Annotated in this window: 15 protein-coding genes and 1 tRNA gene; 10 read left to right on the top strand and 6 right to left on the bottom strand. The window is 65.7% G+C overall.

Features of this window, described 5'->3' with window-relative positions; translation table 11 throughout:
• Window positions 1-10 precede the first annotated feature (10 nt).
• On the top strand, window positions 11-571 hold the full coding sequence (locus tag LG299_RS05295; RefSeq protein ID WP_404433917.1) for a cysteine hydrolase family protein: 561 nt from the start codon (window positions 11-13) through the stop codon (window positions 569-571).
• Window positions 572-582: 11 nt separating this feature from the next.
• On the opposite strand, the gene LG299_RS05290 is transcribed toward LG299_RS05295, so the two are convergent.
• On the bottom strand, window positions 583-2,025 hold the full coding sequence (locus LG299_RS05290; RefSeq protein WP_404433916.1) for a DUF222 domain-containing protein: 1,443 nt from the start codon (window positions 2,023-2,025) through the stop codon (window positions 583-585).
• A gap of 310 nt (window positions 2,026-2,335) precedes the next feature.
• On the opposite strand from LG299_RS05290, the gene LG299_RS05285 reads away from it, so the two are divergent.
• Genes LG299_RS05285 through LG299_RS05275 form a run of 3 tightly spaced genes read left to right on the top strand, consistent with a single transcriptional unit; the run spans window position 2,336 to window position 8,049 of the window.
• Entirely contained in the window at window positions 2,336-2,974 is a 639-nt protein-coding gene (locus LG299_RS05285) for a hypothetical protein (protein ID WP_404434811.1), read from the top strand.
• Window positions 2,971-4,614 (top strand): DNA polymerase Y family protein, encoded by a 1,644-nt coding sequence (locus LG299_RS05280; RefSeq protein WP_404433915.1) that lies wholly within the window; start codon window positions 2,971-2,973, stop codon window positions 4,612-4,614. The genes LG299_RS05285 and LG299_RS05280 overlap by 4 nt, the downstream gene beginning before the upstream one ends.
• Before the next feature lie 30 nt (window positions 4,615-4,644).
• Window positions 4,645-8,049 (top strand): error-prone DNA polymerase, encoded by a 3,405-nt coding sequence (locus LG299_RS05275; protein WP_404433914.1) that lies wholly within the window; start codon window positions 4,645-4,647, stop codon window positions 8,047-8,049.
• Between the two features lie 58 nt (window positions 8,050-8,107).
• Here the strand turns inward: LG299_RS05275 and LG299_RS05270 are convergent, their stop codons facing one another.
• Window positions 8,108-8,380 (bottom strand): Fe-S cluster assembly protein HesB, encoded by a 273-nt coding sequence (locus LG299_RS05270; RefSeq protein ID WP_404433913.1) that lies wholly within the window; start codon window positions 8,378-8,380, stop codon window positions 8,108-8,110.
• A gap of 145 nt (window positions 8,381-8,525) precedes the next feature.
• On the opposite strand from LG299_RS05270, the gene LG299_RS05265 reads away from it, so the two are divergent.
• The 3 genes from LG299_RS05265 to LG299_RS05255 all read left to right on the top strand — a co-directional run bounded on the left by LG299_RS05265 (window position 8,526) and on the right by LG299_RS05255 (window position 10,506).
• On the top strand, window positions 8,526-8,966 hold the full coding sequence (locus tag LG299_RS05265) for a bleomycin resistance protein (protein ID WP_404433912.1): 441 nt from the start codon (window positions 8,526-8,528) through the stop codon (window positions 8,964-8,966).
• Between the two features lie 3 nt (window positions 8,967-8,969).
• Window positions 8,970-9,932, top strand: a complete 963-nt coding sequence (locus LG299_RS05260; protein WP_404433911.1) for an NAD(P)-dependent alcohol dehydrogenase — start codon at window positions 8,970-8,972, stop codon at window positions 9,930-9,932.
• 214 nt (window positions 9,933-10,146) lie between these two features.
• Window positions 10,147-10,506: a nuclear transport factor 2 family protein gene (locus tag LG299_RS05255; RefSeq protein ID WP_404433910.1), complete on the top strand. Its 360-nt coding sequence runs from the start codon at window positions 10,147-10,149 to the stop codon at window positions 10,504-10,506.
• 57 nt (window positions 10,507-10,563) lie between these two features.
• On the opposite strand, the gene LG299_RS05250 is transcribed toward LG299_RS05255, so the two are convergent.
• Window positions 10,564-10,971 (bottom strand): hypothetical protein, encoded by a 408-nt coding sequence (locus tag LG299_RS05250; RefSeq protein WP_404433909.1) that lies wholly within the window; start codon window positions 10,969-10,971, stop codon window positions 10,564-10,566.
• Window positions 10,972-11,094: 123 nt separating this feature from the next.
• On the opposite strand from LG299_RS05250, the gene LG299_RS05245 reads away from it, so the two are divergent.
• Window positions 11,095-11,418 (top strand): cupin domain-containing protein, encoded by a 324-nt coding sequence (locus LG299_RS05245; protein WP_404433908.1) that lies wholly within the window; start codon window positions 11,095-11,097, stop codon window positions 11,416-11,418.
• A 46-nt stretch (window positions 11,419-11,464) separates the two neighbouring features.
• Window positions 11,465-11,536, top strand: a tRNA-Arg gene (locus LG299_RS05240).
• 211 nt (window positions 11,537-11,747) lie between these two features.
• On the opposite strand, the gene LG299_RS05235 is transcribed toward LG299_RS05240, so the two are convergent.
• Window positions 11,748-12,884, bottom strand: coding sequence for a tyrosine-type recombinase/integrase (locus LG299_RS05235; protein ID WP_404433907.1), 1,137 nt, complete (start codon window positions 12,882-12,884; stop codon window positions 11,748-11,750).
• A 522-nt stretch (window positions 12,885-13,406) separates the two neighbouring features.
• Here LG299_RS05235 and LG299_RS05230 point away from each other — a divergent pair.
• On the top strand, window positions 13,407-14,591 hold the full coding sequence (locus LG299_RS05230; RefSeq protein ID WP_404433906.1) for a DNA cytosine methyltransferase: 1,185 nt from the start codon (window positions 13,407-13,409) through the stop codon (window positions 14,589-14,591).
• On the opposite strand, the gene LG299_RS05225 is transcribed toward LG299_RS05230, so the two are convergent.
• Window positions 14,588-15,544 (bottom strand): NaeI family type II restriction endonuclease, encoded by a 957-nt coding sequence (locus LG299_RS05225; RefSeq protein WP_404433905.1) that lies wholly within the window; start codon window positions 15,542-15,544, stop codon window positions 14,588-14,590. The two genes, LG299_RS05230 and LG299_RS05225, sit on opposite strands and share 4 nt — an antisense overlap.
• A gap of 198 nt (window positions 15,545-15,742) precedes the next feature.
• The gene (locus LG299_RS05220) at window positions 15,743-16,627 is read right to left on the bottom strand and encodes an NgoMIV family type II restriction endonuclease (protein ID WP_404433904.1); all 885 of its coding nucleotides are present in this window, start codon (window positions 16,625-16,627) and stop codon (window positions 15,743-15,745) included.
• Between the last annotated feature and the right edge of the window lie 2 nt (window positions 16,628-16,629).

The following is a 16,629-nucleotide window of genomic DNA, read 5'->3' as shown; positions in this document are numbered from 1 at the left end:
TGATGGGGGCATGACCCGCACCCTCATCGTGATCGACATGCAACGCGCCTTCGACGACTTCGACTTCTGGGGTGCATCGACGAACCCGGCGTGCGAGAAGAATGTCGCGGCGCTCATCGAAGCGTGGACGGCCTCGGGCGAGCCGATTGTGGTCGTCCGCCATGACTCGACCTCTGCGCGGTCGCCGCTGCATCCCGACAACCCCGGAAATGCTCTGGTCGACGCCGTCGCGGCAGTCGATCCGGCCTTGTTCGTCCGTAAGAACGTGAACTCGGCGTTCTACGGAGACGTCGATCTGCACGCCTGGTTGGGCTCGCGGGGTATCAGCGAACTGGTGGTCTGTGGCATCCAGACCAATATGTGCGTCGAGACGACGGCGCGCATGGCGGGCAATCTCGGCTACGCCGTCACGGTCGCGCTCGATGCGACCCGCACGTTTGATCTGACGGCGGATGTTGCGGGCCTCGGCACCGTCACGCGCACGGCCGACGAGCTCATGGCGACGACCGCTCTGGATCTTCAGGCGGGCGGGTTCGCGAAGATCGCGACCACGGAGTCGCTCGTCGGCTGACGCGCGCTTACTCAGAACGGCGGATGCTCGGGGAGTGCGGCAACGCGTTCGAGCCAGTCGGTCGGGACGAATCTGACCACGGCGGGTGGTCGATCTTCGTAACGTCTACCGGTCGAGCTCTTCCACTCGAGGACTCCGGGGCCGACGCGTTTGACCGTCCAGGCGGTGGCATGTTTGAGGGTGTGATGTCTCGTGCAGAAGTGCGCCAGGTTGCGCTCGGAGGTTTCGCCGCCCTTTGCTGCATCCCATGTGTGATCGATCTCGGTGCGTCGCGCCGGTCGGCGACACCCGGGAAAGCGGCAGTGTTCGTCGCGCGCGGCGAGGAAGCGGCGGAGTTCGGCGGTCGGTCGGTAGCGGTCGACGGCGAGGACGCCGCCGCAGTGTGGATCGGTCAGCACGCGGTCCCATCCCGGAGCGTCGGCGGCGAGACGCTTCGCGGTCTCAATGTCGATCGGACCGGATCCGGCCAGCAGTGCTGGCCCTGCGTCGTGGCCCATGAGGCTCAGCGCAGGCACCGTGATCTGTACGTGCGCAGTGATCGCCCCGAGTGCATCTCCGTCGCCGTGCGCCGACGGTGCGCCCGCGAGCAGCAAGTCGGCGAAGACGTCGGCCCTTACCTGGTCGAGCGTGCGGACCCCCGGGTGCGGAGCGTCTGCGGAGGGCTCTGTCGTCAGGCATCTCTGCGAATCGTCGGAATCGGAGTCCTCCGGGTGAGGGTCCTTGGTCATGGGCTCTGAGTTCTCTGCGGAATCGATCGTCTCGAAGTCGTCGGAGCCTTCTGCCGAGGCAGCCGCCGCCAACTCCGCGCCGCGAACGTCGCGGCCCATCTGCGTCAGTCGGTCGCCGATCGCGTGGGCGAGTGTCGTCGGAAGGTCGGCGAGCAGCCGCGACATGTTGTCGTCGAGGTCCACGACGCGGATCCCGCGAACATCGATTGCGCGGCGCGCCCTGCGTGCGGCGGCTTCGGGGTCGAGCTGCGCGGCGACCGCGCGGGCGTGAGCCTTCGTACGGGCGGGTGTCTCACGCTCGGCGATATCGAGGGTGAGCTTCTCGAACTGCGCGCGGGCCTCGTCGTTCTCGATCGCTGACCCGGCGTCGAGGATCGCGCTCACATGGCCGGCATCAATGCGTCCCTCGGTCCAGGCGGCGAGGGTTGCGGTGAACCGGACGGTGAGCATCGCGGCGTCGCCCATTCGCGTCTGCACGGCGCGATCGCTGAGACGCATGGCCGCACCGAGTTCTGCGGATACCTCACGCATCGGCAGGTCGGCACCTGCGCGGCGCCCCTCGCCGCGCAGGATTGCGGTACGAGTGAGGGCCACGTCGACCGCCTCGGCAAGGAGCTGCGATTCGCGCGCCTGCAACGCGGCGATCGCCTTGCGAGTGTTGACCATCTCGGTCACGAGCGCATCGAGCGTCGGCCAGGACCCGGGGGTCTGATCGTGCATGCTCATGGGCTCTCCGAAGCGTCGATGACGAGGAAGCCGCACTAAGACACTACGAGCGCGATCTACGATCAGATTAGCACAGGGTTTCGACACGCGGAAGGGTTTTCGACGACTTTTCTTAGAAAAACAGGGTACTCGCGATGTCGGGACACCGGTTTACAGTGGGCACACACGATGTTCTAATAGAACATTAGTTCTACATCGAGAGGGGGTTCTCGTGGCGCTGACGGCCTCACGCGCTCGTGCGTTCAGTGACCGAACCCCCGACCGAACCCCCGAGGCCGAGGTGTCGCGCCTGCGCGCACAACTCGATCGTATGCAGGGCCGCCGACTCGATGCTCCGGTACTGCCGGTATCGCCTGCGCTCAGCGAGCTTCTTCCCGGTGGGGGACTGCGCCCCGGGAGTGCCTACTCGCTCCCGATGTCGTCGGCACTTCTTCTGGCGCTGATGGCCGAGGCGTCGCAGACGGGTTCGTGGTGTGGTGTGGTGGGGATGCCTCAGCTCGGCGCCGAAGCGGCCGAGGCAATGGGGGTCGATCTTTCGCGGCTCGTGCTGATTCCCGAGCCGGGGCCGCGGTGGCTCGCTGTGACCGCGACGATCGCCGACGTGCTGACCGTCGTCGCCGTGCGCCCGACGGGCCGCGCTCCCGATGGTGAGATCGCCCGCCTGGCGGGTCGGTTGCGCGAACGGGGGGCCGTGCTGCTCGTCCAAGGACCCTGGCCGCAGGCCGAGGCGATCCTCGAGGTCGATGACCCGCAGTGGTCGGGGCTGGGGAGGGGCCACGGCTATCTCGCCGAACGCGCCGTGACGATCACCTCGTCGAGCAGGCGCTGGCCGGTGCCGCACCGCGGGCGGGTCCTGCTTCCCGCCGCCGGGGGCGGAGTGGCGCCCGCTACCCAGGCACCCGCACCGCTCGAGCGCGCCGAGCTGACACCACTGGCCAGGACGGGGTGAGCGGCGTGACGTCGACACAAGCACCAACTCGCAGTCTCGTGCTGTGGTTTCCGGATTGGCCGATTACTGCGCTTACGAGAGGTACGGCTCTCGATGAGTCCCGCACCATCGCCGTCATCGACAAGGGCGCGGTGGTGGCCTGCTCGGCGGCGGCGCGCGCGAGCGGGGTCCGCAGAGGCCAGCGCCGACGAGACGCGCAGGCGCGCGCGCCGGGCCTGAAAGTGGTCGCGGCCGATGTGTCGCGCGATCAACGGGTGTTTTCGCCCGTGGTTTCGCGCATCGAAGCGCTGGCGCCGGGCGTCCAGCTCGTGCGGCCGGGGCTGTGTGCCCTGCGCGCTCGCGGACCCGCCCGCTACTACGGGGGCGAGATCGAAGCCGCGCGGGCGTTGCTCGCGTCGCTGCGCGAGATCGGACTCACCGACGTGCGCGCGGGCATCGCCGACGGACCCTTCACGGCCGAGCAGGCCGCCAAGGCCGGGGCGAGCCCGGGCGATCCGGTGTTCACCGTGCCTGCGGGCGGTGCGGCCGGCTTTCTCGCTCCGCTGTCGGTGGCGGTATTGGATGCTGCATCCCTCGGTGTCCCGCAAACCAGCACACAGACCAAATCACCAGCCAACAGCTCAGCCGACCTGGTCGGACTGCTCGCGCGCCTCGGAGTCCAGACACTTGGGGCGTTTGCCGCGATGCCCGAAGAGCGGGTGCGTGAGAGGTTCGGGGGGCGCGGCATCCGTCTGCATTCCCTCGCCGGAGGTCTCGACTCCAGGCCCGTGCAGCCGCGCACGCCCCCACCCGAACTGCACCGTGAAGTGGCGTTCGAGCCTCCGCTCGAGATCGCCGACCAGGTCGCGTTCGCGATGCGCGTGGCGGCCGAAGAGTTCATCGACGGGCTCGGGGCGAGGGACCTGGTCTGCACCGAACTGCGGGTACAGCTGGTGGGTGATCGCGGTGAGCAGAGTGAGCGGGTGTGGCTGCATCCGGCGTCTTTCGATGCGGCGGCCGTGGTCGATCGCGTGCGCTGGCAGCTCGGTGAGGATTCCGGGGAGCCCGGAGGCGGGGGGCGTGAGAAAGCACCGCTGAAGAGCGGGGTGACGCTCGTGCGGATTTCGCCCGAGGCGGTGGATGCAGCATCCCACCATCGCCCCGCGATTTTCGGATCCGGACCCGAAGAGCGCGTGCACCATGCCCTGTCGCGGGTGCAGGCGATGCTCGGGCATCGCGGAGTGCTCACCCCGGCGATCGGCGGAGGTCGGTGGCTCGCCGAACGCCAGGTGCTCGTGCCGTGGGGCGACCGTGCGGTGTTGGCGAAAGAGCGCGCGCGGCCGTGGCCCGGCAGTCTGCCCGACCCGTTGCCGTCGGTGGTGTACTCCGAGCCTCCGCCGGTCGAGGTGCTCTCGCTCGGCGGCTACGCCGTCGATGTCGATGAGCGCGGAGCCGTCTCGGCCGTGCCGGCGCAGTTCACCGAGGATGGGCGCACACGCGCGATCGAAGAGTGGGCGGGTCCGTGGCCGGTGATCGAGCGGGGGTGGGATGCTGCGCGCTCGCGCCGCGCACACCGGTTTCAGGTGGTCGATGCCGAGGGTCAGGCGTGGCTGCTCGTGTGCGAGGCCGGTTCGTGGTTGGTCGAGGGGCGATATGACTGAGCATGATATGACTGAGGGGCGGTACGGCTGATGGGCTTCGATAACCCGTCCGTGCCCTGGTCGGAGATGGAGCGGGTGCTCAGCGACCGCAGGCGCCCGGGCGGACCCCCGGCCGGCGCCGACGGAGGCGACAGCCCGGCGTGGTCGCGCAAGCGCGGCCCGTACGTTCCCGTCCCGATCGAGCGGCCCGCCGACCCCGTGCCGTACGCCGAGCTGCACGCGCACTCGTCGTACTCGTTTCTGGACGGGGCGTCGTCACCCGAAGAGCTCGCCGAAGAGGCCGAACGCCTGGGGCTGCATGCCCTGGCGATCACCGACCACGACGGGTTCTACGGAATCGTGCGGTTTGCCGAGGCATCCGAATCTCTCGAACTCAAGACCGTGTTCGGGGCAGAGCTGTCGCTCGAACTGCCGAAGCCTCAGAACGGCGAAGCGGACCCGGCCGGTGCGCACCTGCTCGTGCTCGCGCGGGGCGAAGAGGGCTACCACCGCCTGGCCGGAGCGCTCACGCACGCGCAGCTGCAGGGTCAAGAAAAAGGAAAACCCGTCTACGACCTTGACGAGTTGTCGGCTCAGCTCTCGGGAAACGTGGCTGTCTTGACCGGATGCCGCAAGGGTGCCGTCCGCCGCGCCCTCGCCTCGGCCAAAGGCATCGCGGGTGCGAACGCGGCGGGCGCAGAGCTCGACCGGCTCATCCACCTCTTCGGCCGCGACGCCGTGCACGTCGAGCTGATCGACCACGGCAATCCGCGCGATTCGCGCGACAACGACGTGCTCGCCGGGCTCGCGCGCGAGCGCGGGTTACCGCTACTCGCGACGAACAACGTGCACTATGCCGCGCCGCAGAAGCAGTTGCTCGCCGCGGCCGTCGCCGCCGTGCGGGCGAACCGCGGGCTCGATGAACTCGACGGGTGGCTCCCCGCCCACGCGGGCGCGCACCTGCGGTCGGGAGCCGAGATGGCCGAGCGGTTCGCGAGGTATCCCGAGGCGGTGTACCGCACGGTGCCGCTCGCCGACGAACTCGCCTTTCCGCTGCGCAGAGTCAAGCCTGCGCTGCCGAAACAGAAGGTTCCGCCCGGACACACGCCGATGTCGTGGCTGCGGCACCTGGTGTGGGAGGCGGTGCCGCGCAAGTATCCCGATCTCACCGAGGCCAATCGGGTGCGGATCGAGAAAGAGCTCGGAGTGATCGAGCTGAAGGACTTTCCCGGCTACTTTCTGATCGTCCACGGCATTGTGCAAGAGGCTCGGCGCCGAGGCATCCTGTGCCAAGGGCGTGGCTCTGCAGCCAACAGCGCCATCTGCTACCTGCTCGACATCACCGCGGTCGACGCGATCGCCTACGAGCTGCCGTTCGAGCGCTTTCTGTCGTCGCTGCGCGATGAAGAGCCCGACATCGATGTCGATTTCGATTCGGATCGCCGTGAAGAGGTGATCCAGTGGGTGTACGCGACCTACGGGCGCGAGCGTGCGGCGCAGGTGGCGAACGTCATCCAGTACCGCCCCAAGAATGCCGTGCGCGATATGGCGAAGGCGCTGGGGCACTCGCCCGGTCAGCAAGATGCGTGGTCGAAGCAGGTCGAGGGGTGGGGAGCCTCACTCGACACGAGCGCGGGTCACGACATTCCCGACCAGGTGATCGAGTTCGCGTCGGAGCTGCTGAAGGCTCCGCGACACCTGGGGATTCACTCGGGCGGAATGGTGCTGACCGACCGGCCCGTGGGCGAGGTCGTGCCGATCGAGCACGCACGCATGCCGAATCGCACGGTGATTCAGTGGGACAAAGACGACGCCGCCTGGATGGGGTTGGTCAAGTTCGACCTGCTGGGGCTCGGCATGCTGGCGGCCCTGCAGTACTGCTTCGACATGATTCGCGCCTCGACCGGTGATGACTGGGAGCTGTCGACCCTGCCCAAAGAAGAGAAGGCTGTGTACGACATGCTGTGCCGGGCCGATTCGATCGGGGTTTTTCAGGTCGAGTCCCGCGCGCAGATGGGGCTCTTGCCCAGGCTTCAGCCGCGTACCTTCTACGATCTCGTGGTCGAGATCGCGCTGATCCGGCCGGGGCCGATACAGGGTGGGGCGGTGCACCCGTTCGTGCGGCGCAAGCTCGGGCAAGAGCCGGTGACCTATGCCCACCCCAAGCTCGAGTCGGTGCTCAAGCGCACCCTCGGCATCCCGATTTTTCAAGAGCAACTCATGCAGATGGGCATGGCCGTCGGGGGATTGACGGGGGAGGATGCTGATCTGCTCCGCCGCGCGATGGGATCCAAGCGCGGGGTCGAGCGGATCGACTCTTTACGCGAGAAGCTGTATGCGGGCATGGAGTCGAACGGACTCGTGGGAGACGAAGCCGACGCGATCTACGCCAAGATCCAGGCGTTCGCGAACTTCGGCTTCGCCGAGAGCCACTCGCTGTCGTTCGGGTTGCTCGTCTACGCGTCGTCGTGGATCAAGCTGCACTATCCGGGAGCGTTTTTGGCAGGGCTCCTCCGCGCGCAGCCGATGGGGTTCTACTCGCCCGCGACCCTCGTGGCCGACGCGCGCCGGCACGGCGTCGAGGTGCGCAGGCCCGACCTGCATGCCTCGGGGGTCGAGGCCGTGCTCGAGCCGGTGGCAGGAGCTATGGCAGGGGGTCTAGATACGTGTACCCACCGGGTCCAGCCGCCGGTCGGCGAGTTCGACATCACCGCGCCGGACGAGTCCGCCGCCCACCGGCGGGACGGGGCGTTCGCCGTGCGGATGGGCTTGGCCGCGGTCAAAGGCATCGGCAAGAACGTCGCCGAACGCATCGTCGCCGCGCGCGACGCCGAAGGCGACTACACAGACCTGCGCGATCTCGTTCGCCGCACGGGGGTCACCGCCACCCAGATCGAGGCGCTCGCCACCGCAGGCGCCTTCGAGTGCCTCGGGCTCAGCCGGCGCGAGGCGATCTGGCTCGCGGGGTCGGCCGCGCAAGACCGCATCGAGTTTCTGCCCGACTCGCTCGTATCGGTGCAGCCGCCGCTGTTCACCGACCAGACGAGCTACGACGTGCTGGCGGCTGATCTCTGGGCGACCGGGGTCTCGACCGACGATCACCCGATGACGCACTATCGGTCGGGGCTCGACGCCCGCGGAGTCCTCACGTCGGGTGACCTGCGCGGCCACGAGTCCGGCAGGCGAGTCGAGGTGGCGGGGCTTGTGACGCACCGGCAACGGCCGGCGACAGCATCCGGAATCACGTTCATCAACCTCGAAGACGAACACGGCCTCGTCAACGTGATCTGCTCGGTCGGGGTGTGGAACAAGTACCGGCGGGTGGTGCGCGATGCTCCGGCGTTGATAGTTCGGGGCGTGCTGGAGCGCTCGGTCGAAGGAGTGACCAACTTGCTCGCCGACAGGTTCGAAGACCTGCGGGTCGGGGTCGATCACCGGTCGCGGGACTTTCGCTGACCGCCGGTTGAAGCACGAAGCGGGCGCCGATGAATCGACGCCCGCCCTGTGGAAAATCTCAGGCTTGGTCGGCGAGCGCGAAGCGCACGGAACCGTCTTCGCCCAGCTGGGCGTCGAGCACCCGGTCATCGAGTGCGTCGCGGGCGCCGGCGTCGAGGTAAACCTGTGCTCCCGACGCGGTCACCACCGTGTCGTCGGGCTCGGGCGCGGGGGCCACGCTGATTTCGAAGCCCTTCTCGGGCCCGGTGTCGCGGATGCGCACACCGCCATCGGCTGCCTGCGGAACCCGCGAGACGATCGATTTCACTGCTTCTGCTGCCGTTTCGGTCATTACGAGCATTGTGCTCTCCTTCACTTGGCGGACATTGAACCGGCCACGATTCCGAGATCTGGCGGCAGATGCAACCGATCTGCGGCGATCCGGTCTGACTCCCACGCGATACCCAGGTTCGGGGCCCGGGCGGTAGGGTGCTGTCGTGGTCTCATCAGAGTCAGCCGCGGTGTCATGGTCAGGGTCTGCGAGTGCGATCCTGCCGGTCGCTGAGCTGGATCGCGCGGTCACGTTCTACCGCGAGCTCGGCTTCGACGTGCAGGTCGCCGAGGTCGGGGGTTACGCCTTCGTCGAGGCATCCGGCATCCGATTTCATCTCTCAGAGAGCCCCGGATTCGACCCCTTTACCGACGCGGGCATGATCTATCTCTACGTCGACGACGTCGACAGCGTGCACGCCGCGCTTTCGCTGCCGAGCGCTGACTCGTTGCCGCACCAATACCTTGTCGAGCGGCGGATGCGGGGCGAATCGCTCGCACGAATCGGAGTGCTCCGCGACGAAGAGTGGGGCATGCGTGAGTTCTACTTCACCGACCCCGACAACAACCTCGTGCGCGTGGGCTCGCGGTTGCCGGCATCGGACTGAGCCATGAAGGCATTCGTGTACGACCGGTACGGCGGCATCGATCGCCTGCGGCTCGAAGACGTTCCCGCACCCGTGCCCGGCAAGGGCGAGGTGCTCATCGAGGTGCATGCTGTCTCGCTGAACCTCAGCGACTGGGAGGGTCTCACCGGCAAGCCGGCGTACGCGCGGTTGAGCGGAGGCCTCTTCCGTCCGCGCCGGCGCACGCTCGGCTCCGACATCGCCGGGCGGGTCGCCGCCGTCGGCGAGGGAGTCACCGAGTTCGTGGTCGGCGATGAGGTCTACGGCGACAACCTCATGCGCCAGGGCGGCTTCGCCGAGTTCGCCATCGCTCCGGCGTCGGTGATGGCGCTGAAACCTGCGGGATTGTCGTGGGTCGAGGCATCCACCATCCCGCAAGCGGGCGCGATCGCCGAGCAAGCGGTCGCGCGGGGCAATGCAGGTGAACGGATGCTGATCAACGGCGCCGGCGGAGGCTCAGGAGCCTTCGCGATTCAGCTGGCGAAAGCATCCGGCATGCACGTCACTGCCGTCGACAACGCCGACAAGCTCGCCTTCATGCGCGAGCTCGGCGCCGACGAGGTGATCGACTATCGCGCGACCGACTTCACCCGCACGGGGGCGTACGACCTCATCGTCGACTTCGTCGCGCACCGATCGGTGTTCGCCTACCGCCGCGCGCTCGCTCCCGGCGGCAGGTATTTCATGATCGGCGGGACGATGCGGACGATCCTGAGGCTGCTGACGCTCGGTTCTGTGGTTGGGGCGCTTTCAGGGCGGCGGATGCAGCTGCTCGTCGTGCACGAAGGTCCCGCTTTCTTTGGGCCACTGGCGGAGCGCGTGCTCGCGGGGGAGGTGCGGGTGTGTGTGGACCGGGTGGTGGGGCTGGACGACGTGCCTTTCGCGCTCGCGCTGCACGCAGAGGGGCGCGCGCTCGGCAAGGTTGTCGTCGAGGTGCGGCGCGAGTGAGGGTATGGACAGGGTGCCGCGGCCGCCGCTGAAGGTGGTGGAGTGGCCGTGGACTTCGACGACATCGTGGTCCACGGGTAGTCGACGGGGCGTTGCCGGGGTCGCCGTCTGGACATGGCTTGCGAAGGCATGTGCCTTCCTGCTCACACAACAGTGCTGGTGTGAGCAAGCCTCGAGGCTTGAGGCATCCGGTCGTCCGTGACAGGGTCGTCGCATGAGCAACGCAGAGCGCTTTCTCGACGGCTACCTCGACGCCTGGGCCACGAACGACCCTGACAGCGTCCGTGCGCTGTTCGCGCCGAACGCCACATATCGCAGCGGCGCGCGCGATCTCGAGCCGGCGTTCGGAGTCGAAGAGATCGTCGCACGATGGCTTGAGGAGCGCGACGAGCCGGGCACGTGGTCGTACTCGGGCGCGGTCGAACTGCAGACGAAGACGGCCGCGGTCATCCGCGGAGTGACCACCTACACGCAGGGCCAGAAGTCGGGCATCTACGAGAATGTCTGGCTCGTCCGTTTCGACGAGGATGGCCGCGCGAGCGAGTTTCAGGACTGGTGGTTTCAGCGCTCGTGATCGCGATGGGTTCGGCGAAGTCGTGGGGGGCGATCGGCGCCCACGATATCGGGCGAGCTAAGAGAGGACGAAGCCTGAGACCTCGAGCAGAAGGAGAGTGGCCGAAACGAACAACAGCCCGGTGTAGACGAGATCTTCGAACCAGTCGAAGAGTCCGGGTTTGCGCTCGATCATGATCTGCGGGTTGTAGACGAAGATCGACACAATCACGACGAGCGCAGAGAAGACCAGTCCGACCCAAGCGGCGAAGGGAACGCCGACGAAGAGGAGGACGATCACGCCGGTCGCTACGAAGTAGAGCCAGAGGTCTTGCACGAGGAACGCGCGCATCGAGTCGTGGCGTGACGTGCCCGCTTTCGCGGTCGCCCGCCACAGTTCGTAGCCCAGCGACAAGACGAATGCCACCACGAGGACCCATGCCGCCAGCAGCTCGAGCAGGGTGGGGTGTAGTCCGGCTTCGATCATGCGACCCTCCATCTCGGGTTCAGTAAAGCGATTCAGGATGCCTGGGGTCAAGCATTCTCAAGAGACAACGTCGAGGCGCTGTCGCACTAGCGGACCGTGGGACCCGGCGCGCAGACTGGGGCGATGACTGTCACCGCTATCGACATCGGGCTGACCGAGAACTTCGAGGGATACCTTCAGCGCTCGCAGGTGAGCATCATCCGCGAGCACACTGCGGAGGTAGGGAGCGGGCCGCGCCTGCATCGGCACCCGTACAGCGAGACGTTTCTGATCCACTCGGGTCGTGCACTCTTCACCGTCGGAGACGAGCAGCTGGTCGGTGTCGGCGGGCAGGTGCTCGTAGTGCCCTCGCTCGTCGTGCACCGCTTCGAGGTGCTCGACGGGGGCACGTACGCAGCGACCCACATTCACGCGAGTGACCGGTTCATCACGGACTGGCTCGAGTAGCGCGCGCCTCTTGCGCCCAGATGCGTCGATAGACTGGATGCCGCCAGCCTCTGTAGCTCAATGGAAGAGCAGTTCCGTCCTAAGGAAACGGTTGGGGGTTCGAGTCCCTCCAGGGGCACAGTCGTTTTTTTGTTCTGATCAGGATTTTCTTCTGTGGTCAGACCACTCGGAAAGCACTTTTGGCCGTTTTTTGGCCGCATTTGAGAACACTGTGAACCCAGATCGAGCCTCATTCAGAGGCCTTCAAACGGCTTCGATCGACGTCGTAGAACGCCGAAAACGAGCACTTCGAGCGGCTCGTCGCCTCTCGAAAAACTGAGCAATGTGCTCTACAGCCGCTGCGGCCGGGCGTAGCGAGCCTGCGGACCCGCCGGCAGCGCCACCAGCGGCATAGCGTCGTTCAGTCGCGCCGCGACCGCATCCAGATCGTCGTCGAACAGGTCGGCGTAGGTGTCCAGTGTCATCGCCGCTGACGCGTGTCCCAACATCCGCTGCACGGCCTTCACGTTGGCGCCGGAGCTGATCGCGAGCGACGCGGCGGTGTGACGGAGATCGTGCGGTGTGAGTCGCGGAATCGACGGATCGACCGCCTGTGCGCGCTTTACCGCGTTCGCGAACCAGCCCTGGCTGCCTGAGTTGCGCATGTGGTTGACGCCGTCGCCGAAGAGCAATCCTTCGGGGCCCTTGCCGGCGCAAGCCTGCTCAATCATCGAAGCGAGACGTTGGGGGTAGGGGACCGAGCGCTTCTCGTGCGTTTTCGGAGTGCCGACGTGAATCTCGTAGGCGATCATCACGGCGTTCTCCTCGATGACGAAGCGTCGACGCAGTCGATTGACGCTGCGTACCCGCAGGCCCGTCGCCTCGCCCCAGCGAAGGCCGGTGTACGCCAGCGTCAGGACCATGGTCGGATGCGCCGAGCACGCCGCCAGCGTCGCCACCTGGTCGTGTGAGAGGTAGACGCGGCGCCTGCCCGGGCCGTTGCGAGGGAGATTGCGGATATGGCGGGCCGGGTTGTTCGTCAGGCGGCGATCGTCGATGGCCACATCGAGAATGCCGGCGAGGACTCCCAAGGCGCGAAGAACGACAGTGCGCGACTTCTGAGTCGCGAGTTCTGACACCCAATCCTGGACTTCAGAGCGGCGGATCGAGGAGATCTCCCTGTGAGCCCAGACCGGAGCGACGTGGTTCTTCCACGCCTGCTCGAGCGTCACGTAGTAGGAGGGCTTCGACATCGGCGGGTGCTTAGATCGCAGCCAGCTGTCGGCGAACATCTGGACCGGCACCCGCGACGCCGTGGGATCGATGTAGTCGCCCTTCGACTTCGACACCGTGACCATGGAGAGGTAGAGCTTGGCCTCGCGCATCGTCCTGAAGCCGCGCTTCTGTGTCTCGGTGTGATCCGGCTTTCGGTAGCGCACACGGTAGCGGCGGCCGTTCACCGTTTCGTATGGGGAGATGGTGCCCATCTTGACCTCCGCTCGTGCCGGCTCGACGGTCAGTATCGGCCTAGTCTCGGACACTGGTCGGAGACCGTCAATGCGGCCAATGAAAGATGTGGATAGATGATGGAAGACGTCGTCAACTGGCGTTAGGTCGAGGGGCGCCTCCCTCCGACGCCGAGAGTGTAGCGATCGGGCGCGCCTCCGTTCTCGCCGCTCACTCCTTGCAGACTCCGCGCTGGCGCGCTCCGCTTAGCAGCCGTTCGACGACGAGCCTTGCGCCGCGCCCGATCGCTGGGGGCTGGATGTCGGGGAGGTCGCAAATGGGTAGACGGCCTCGGAACGTGCATCGCTCGCGCGATGACCTACCTTCATCCGTCGGCAAGGCCAGCTGCGCCCGAATGTTGAACTCCTGGCCCGCAATCTGAGGTTGACCTCAACGCCGACGGAGATTCAGATTGCGATCCACGTGGGTTTGGTTGCGGCGCGGTTGACGGAGAGTCGGAGCGGGATCGCCTGACTGTCGGATGTCTTGCGTACCATCTTTGTATGACCTCCGAGTTGCGCATGATCGACCTATTCGCCGGGTGCGGGGGCATGACAGTCGGCTTCGCTGGAGAAGGATTCCGTCCGGTCCTTGCGGTCGAATGGGACCAAGCGGCAGCCGCCACGTACGCCGCGAACTTTGGCGAGGATCACGTCATAGCAGGTGACATCGCGGCTGTTCCCGACGAGATGATTCCAGCGGCGGACATCGTGATCGGCGGGCCGCCGTGTCAGGGGTTCTCGAACCTCGGCCTCAAAGACCTAAACGATCCACGCAATCAGCTATGGCGTGAGTTCATGCGCTTCGTGATGAAATCGAATCCGAAGGTGTTCGTGATCGAGAATGTCGATCGGTTCGCGAAGTCTCCCGAGTTTCAGATGCTTCTCGCTGAGACGGAGAGCGGGGCGCTCCGCGAGTACGAGATCCAGCACGCTGTACTCAATGCAGCCGACTATGGCGTGGCCCAGCGGCGCAAGCGAACGATCATCATTGGATCTCGAGTCGGAAGCATTACCCTCCCAGCGCCGACCCATGCGAAAAACCCCGCTCCTGGTTCCGGGCTCCGCCCCTGGCGGACCGTACGTGACGTCATTTCCGGCCTGCCGACTGAACCGTCCACCACTGAGCTCCCGTCGCGGACATCGTCATACTTCGGCCAGTCCATGCCCGGCACGTTCAGTGGCATGGATCTTCACATCAAGCGCCGGCCGACTGCGAAGAGCCTCAGTCGTTACAGTTTCGTGCCCCCGGGTGGTGGCAGGTTCGATCTTCCAATTGCGCTCTTGCCGACATGTTGGGTGAACAAGCCGACCGGTACGACGGACGTGATGGGACGGCTGAGATGGGACTTGCCGTCGGTTACTATCCGTACCGAGTTCTTCAAGCCCGAGAAGGGGCAGTACCTGCACCCGCAATGGGTATCTGGTGAGTGGGATGAGGAGCACTCGCAGCGGCGAGGCGATCCGACTCTGTCTGTCGATCGGGTCATCACGCATTACGAGGCGTCACTGATCCAGGACTTTCCCGCCGACTATCGCTGGGTTGGGACGAAGATTCAGATTGCGCGCCAGATCGGGAACGCCGTGCCGTCCGGCTTGGCCCAGGCGATCGCGAGACAGGTCAAGCCGCACCTCGCTGCCAATCATTCGCGCGAAGCCGAGCACAGCTCCGAGCTCGCGGTCGCCTAGGACGGCGGTGTCTGGGCGGGGCCCCAGTCGATGAGCAGCCTGCCGTTTGTTGCATCGATGGCCGGATTACGTGTGCGCGTCGTGGCGGCAACCCATGCGGCACCGGAGAGATCGAACCCCAGCTCCTCCGCTCGTGCGCGATCGGCCTTCCAGGTGCCGACCAGTACTTCGAGACCCGACTCGTGCGCAGAAGCCTTTGCCTGTCGTGCTCTGCGCAGCGGATCTTTGTTTCCAAAGCACACGGTTTCGATCGATGATCGCGGGATGACCGTGTTGGGGAGAAAGCTGAATAGCGAGACGAGTCGCGAAGCCTGACCGACCCGCGGAGCGAATACGACTCGGAGCTGATCGGGCGTCAAGAGTCGGAGAGGCTCCGCCGGGAGCGGCGTCCAATCGAGGAGTGGCAGGGCGAAGATCGGAAGCGCACCGGCGACGATCGTTCGCTTTCCATCCTTGTTAGCACCGTTGTTCAACCAGACTCTGTGTGTGCGCATCAGCAGCGCGCGATGGCGGCCACGATCGGTATCGACCTGGATCAACAGGCTTATCTGACATTGACCTTCGGTGGGGATCATCCAGTTGCGCCCAATTGTGCCCTTCAGCTCGACGGGAATGTCCACCACACGCGTGTCTAGCGGCGGCTCCTTGAAGAGACTGAGCTCATGCAACACGCGGTACTGAAGTTTTGTCCCGACGGAGCTTCGCTCGTCGGAATCGACATCAGGACTGTTCAGATCGAATCTGCCTGTGCGCGCGCCGTCAAGAACGTACTTGACTGCGTCGTCCACCGCGTTCGTGAGGTGTGTGGCCAGCGGGCGGGAGGCCAGCCACGCCCATACGACCTGCAGCTCGTGATCATTGGTCGGGTCGTCGAGCGTGTGTGGCAGTGGTTCGAGACCACGCCGTGGGTCAGGGGTGCAGAGCACTCCAGGCTCTGCGGCAGGGGGCCGCACGATTGGACTCTATAGGACCTGGCCAAGGCTGCCGCCCGCCTTACCCTCTTGGCTCCTGAAACAGTGACCGACGACTGGAGACCAGATGCTCCGGGGACGCCGCGTCAGACGTTTCCGCGATCTCGTCGCCGCATCGCGACTATCCAGTCAAGCTAGTGAGCGTCAAAGCGGTCACTCGGTGAGTAGGCGCGCGGAGCTCTATTTCGAAGGTGCCACGCGTCCCGCTGGCAGGTCGCCGATCTCTTGAACGAGGTCATCGTAGTCTCGGATCCGGCCTTGCCGGACCATACGCTCGAGGTACTGGCGGGGCGCCCACATGCCCTTCCGACGAGCTTCTGCAGCCTTCAGCGCTCTACGAAGCTCGGGTAGCGCCAGGTGGTAGACGCAGTCCACTGCTCCAGACCCATAAGCGATGAGTCTGAGCATCGAAGGTCGCGGCTCCATTGTGAGCACGGCGTAATGAGGCATTCGCCCGCGACGAAGATTGACCAGCTTCGCACCCTGCGAGATGCAGTCCTGAGCCCGATCAGTGCGAAGACTCCACTTGGATGAGAGGCCCACGAGGAGACGATGCCGCCCTGAGGTTTCGCCAACCGTCACATCTAGGCGCAGCATGGACTCTTCCGGCATGGATTCGGCAAGCTGCATGACCAGCTCGTGGTCTTGGCGCCTCTGCTCTTCTGCTGCCAACGCTTTCCGAAGCACCTTCGCCACCTCCGGGCTAGTGCGTGCAGTCATGATTTCCCGGAGCTCGATTTCGAGGGCGGACCCAGGTCCGGCGTATGCTCTCGAGAACTTGCGGAACACTGCGAGGTGTTCGTACTGATCAAACTCCAGGGCGCTGCGCGATTCCCGGATCTCAAGATCCGGACGCCTTGCGACCAGATCAGAAACCGTCCTTCGTTCCAAGACGGAACCTACCTGAGCTATGTCCGGAGCGTCAGCGACTACCCCGAGCTCATCGAAAAGCGCTATCCCAAGCTCGATGGACTGCGAGTCGTTGCTATCTGAAGTGTTGGGGTTACCGTTAGCGCGAAACCCGCAAAGGGCCGCTGCGAAAGGAGCAGTCAACGCTGGAACCATCG

The organism is Microbacterium lacus (genome assembly GCF_044794305.1).
In the GTDB taxonomy this organism is placed as follows: domain Bacteria; phylum Actinomycetota; class Actinomycetes; order Actinomycetales; family Microbacteriaceae; genus Microbacterium; species Microbacterium lacus_B.
The sequence above is the reverse complement of the archived record's forward strand: the minus strand, read 5'-3'. Positions and strand labels throughout refer to the sequence as shown.

Excerpts from the sequence above, each read along its gene's own strand:
- LG299_RS05245 (WP_404433908.1), top strand. The coding sequence starts at position 11,095 with ATGACTGTCACCGCTATCGACATCGGGCTGACCGAGAACTTCGAGGGA.
- LG299_RS05275 (WP_404433914.1), top strand. The coding sequence starts at position 4,645 with ATGGGCTTCGATAACCCGTCCGTGCCCTGGTCGGAGATGGAGCGGGTG.
- LG299_RS05255 (WP_404433910.1), top strand. The coding sequence starts at position 10,147 with ATGAGCAACGCAGAGCGCTTTCTCGACGGCTACCTCGACGCCTGGGCC.
- LG299_RS05285 (WP_404434811.1), top strand. The coding sequence starts at position 2,336 with ATGCAGGGCCGCCGACTCGATGCTCCGGTACTGCCGGTATCGCCTGCG.
- LG299_RS05220 (WP_404433904.1), bottom strand. The coding sequence starts at position 16,627 with ATGGTTCCAGCGTTGACTGCTCCTTTCGCAGCGGCCCTTTGCGGGTTT.
- LG299_RS05295 (WP_404433917.1), top strand. The coding sequence starts at position 11 with ATGACCCGCACCCTCATCGTGATCGACATGCAACGCGCCTTCGACGAC.
- LG299_RS05270 (WP_404433913.1), bottom strand. The coding sequence starts at position 8,380 with ATGACCGAAACGGCAGCAGAAGCAGTGAAATCGATCGTCTCGCGGGTT.
- LG299_RS05235 (WP_404433907.1), bottom strand. The coding sequence starts at position 12,884 with ATGGGCACCATCTCCCCATACGAAACGGTGAACGGCCGCCGCTACCGT.
- LG299_RS05260 (WP_404433911.1), top strand. The coding sequence starts at position 8,970 with ATGAAGGCATTCGTGTACGACCGGTACGGCGGCATCGATCGCCTGCGG.
- LG299_RS05290 (WP_404433916.1), bottom strand. The coding sequence starts at position 2,025 with ATGAGCATGCACGATCAGACCCCCGGGTCCTGGCCGACGCTCGATGCG.
- LG299_RS05250 (WP_404433909.1), bottom strand. The coding sequence starts at position 10,971 with ATGATCGAAGCCGGACTACACCCCACCCTGCTCGAGCTGCTGGCGGCA.
- LG299_RS05230 (WP_404433906.1), top strand. The coding sequence starts at position 13,407 with ATGACCTCCGAGTTGCGCATGATCGACCTATTCGCCGGGTGCGGGGGC.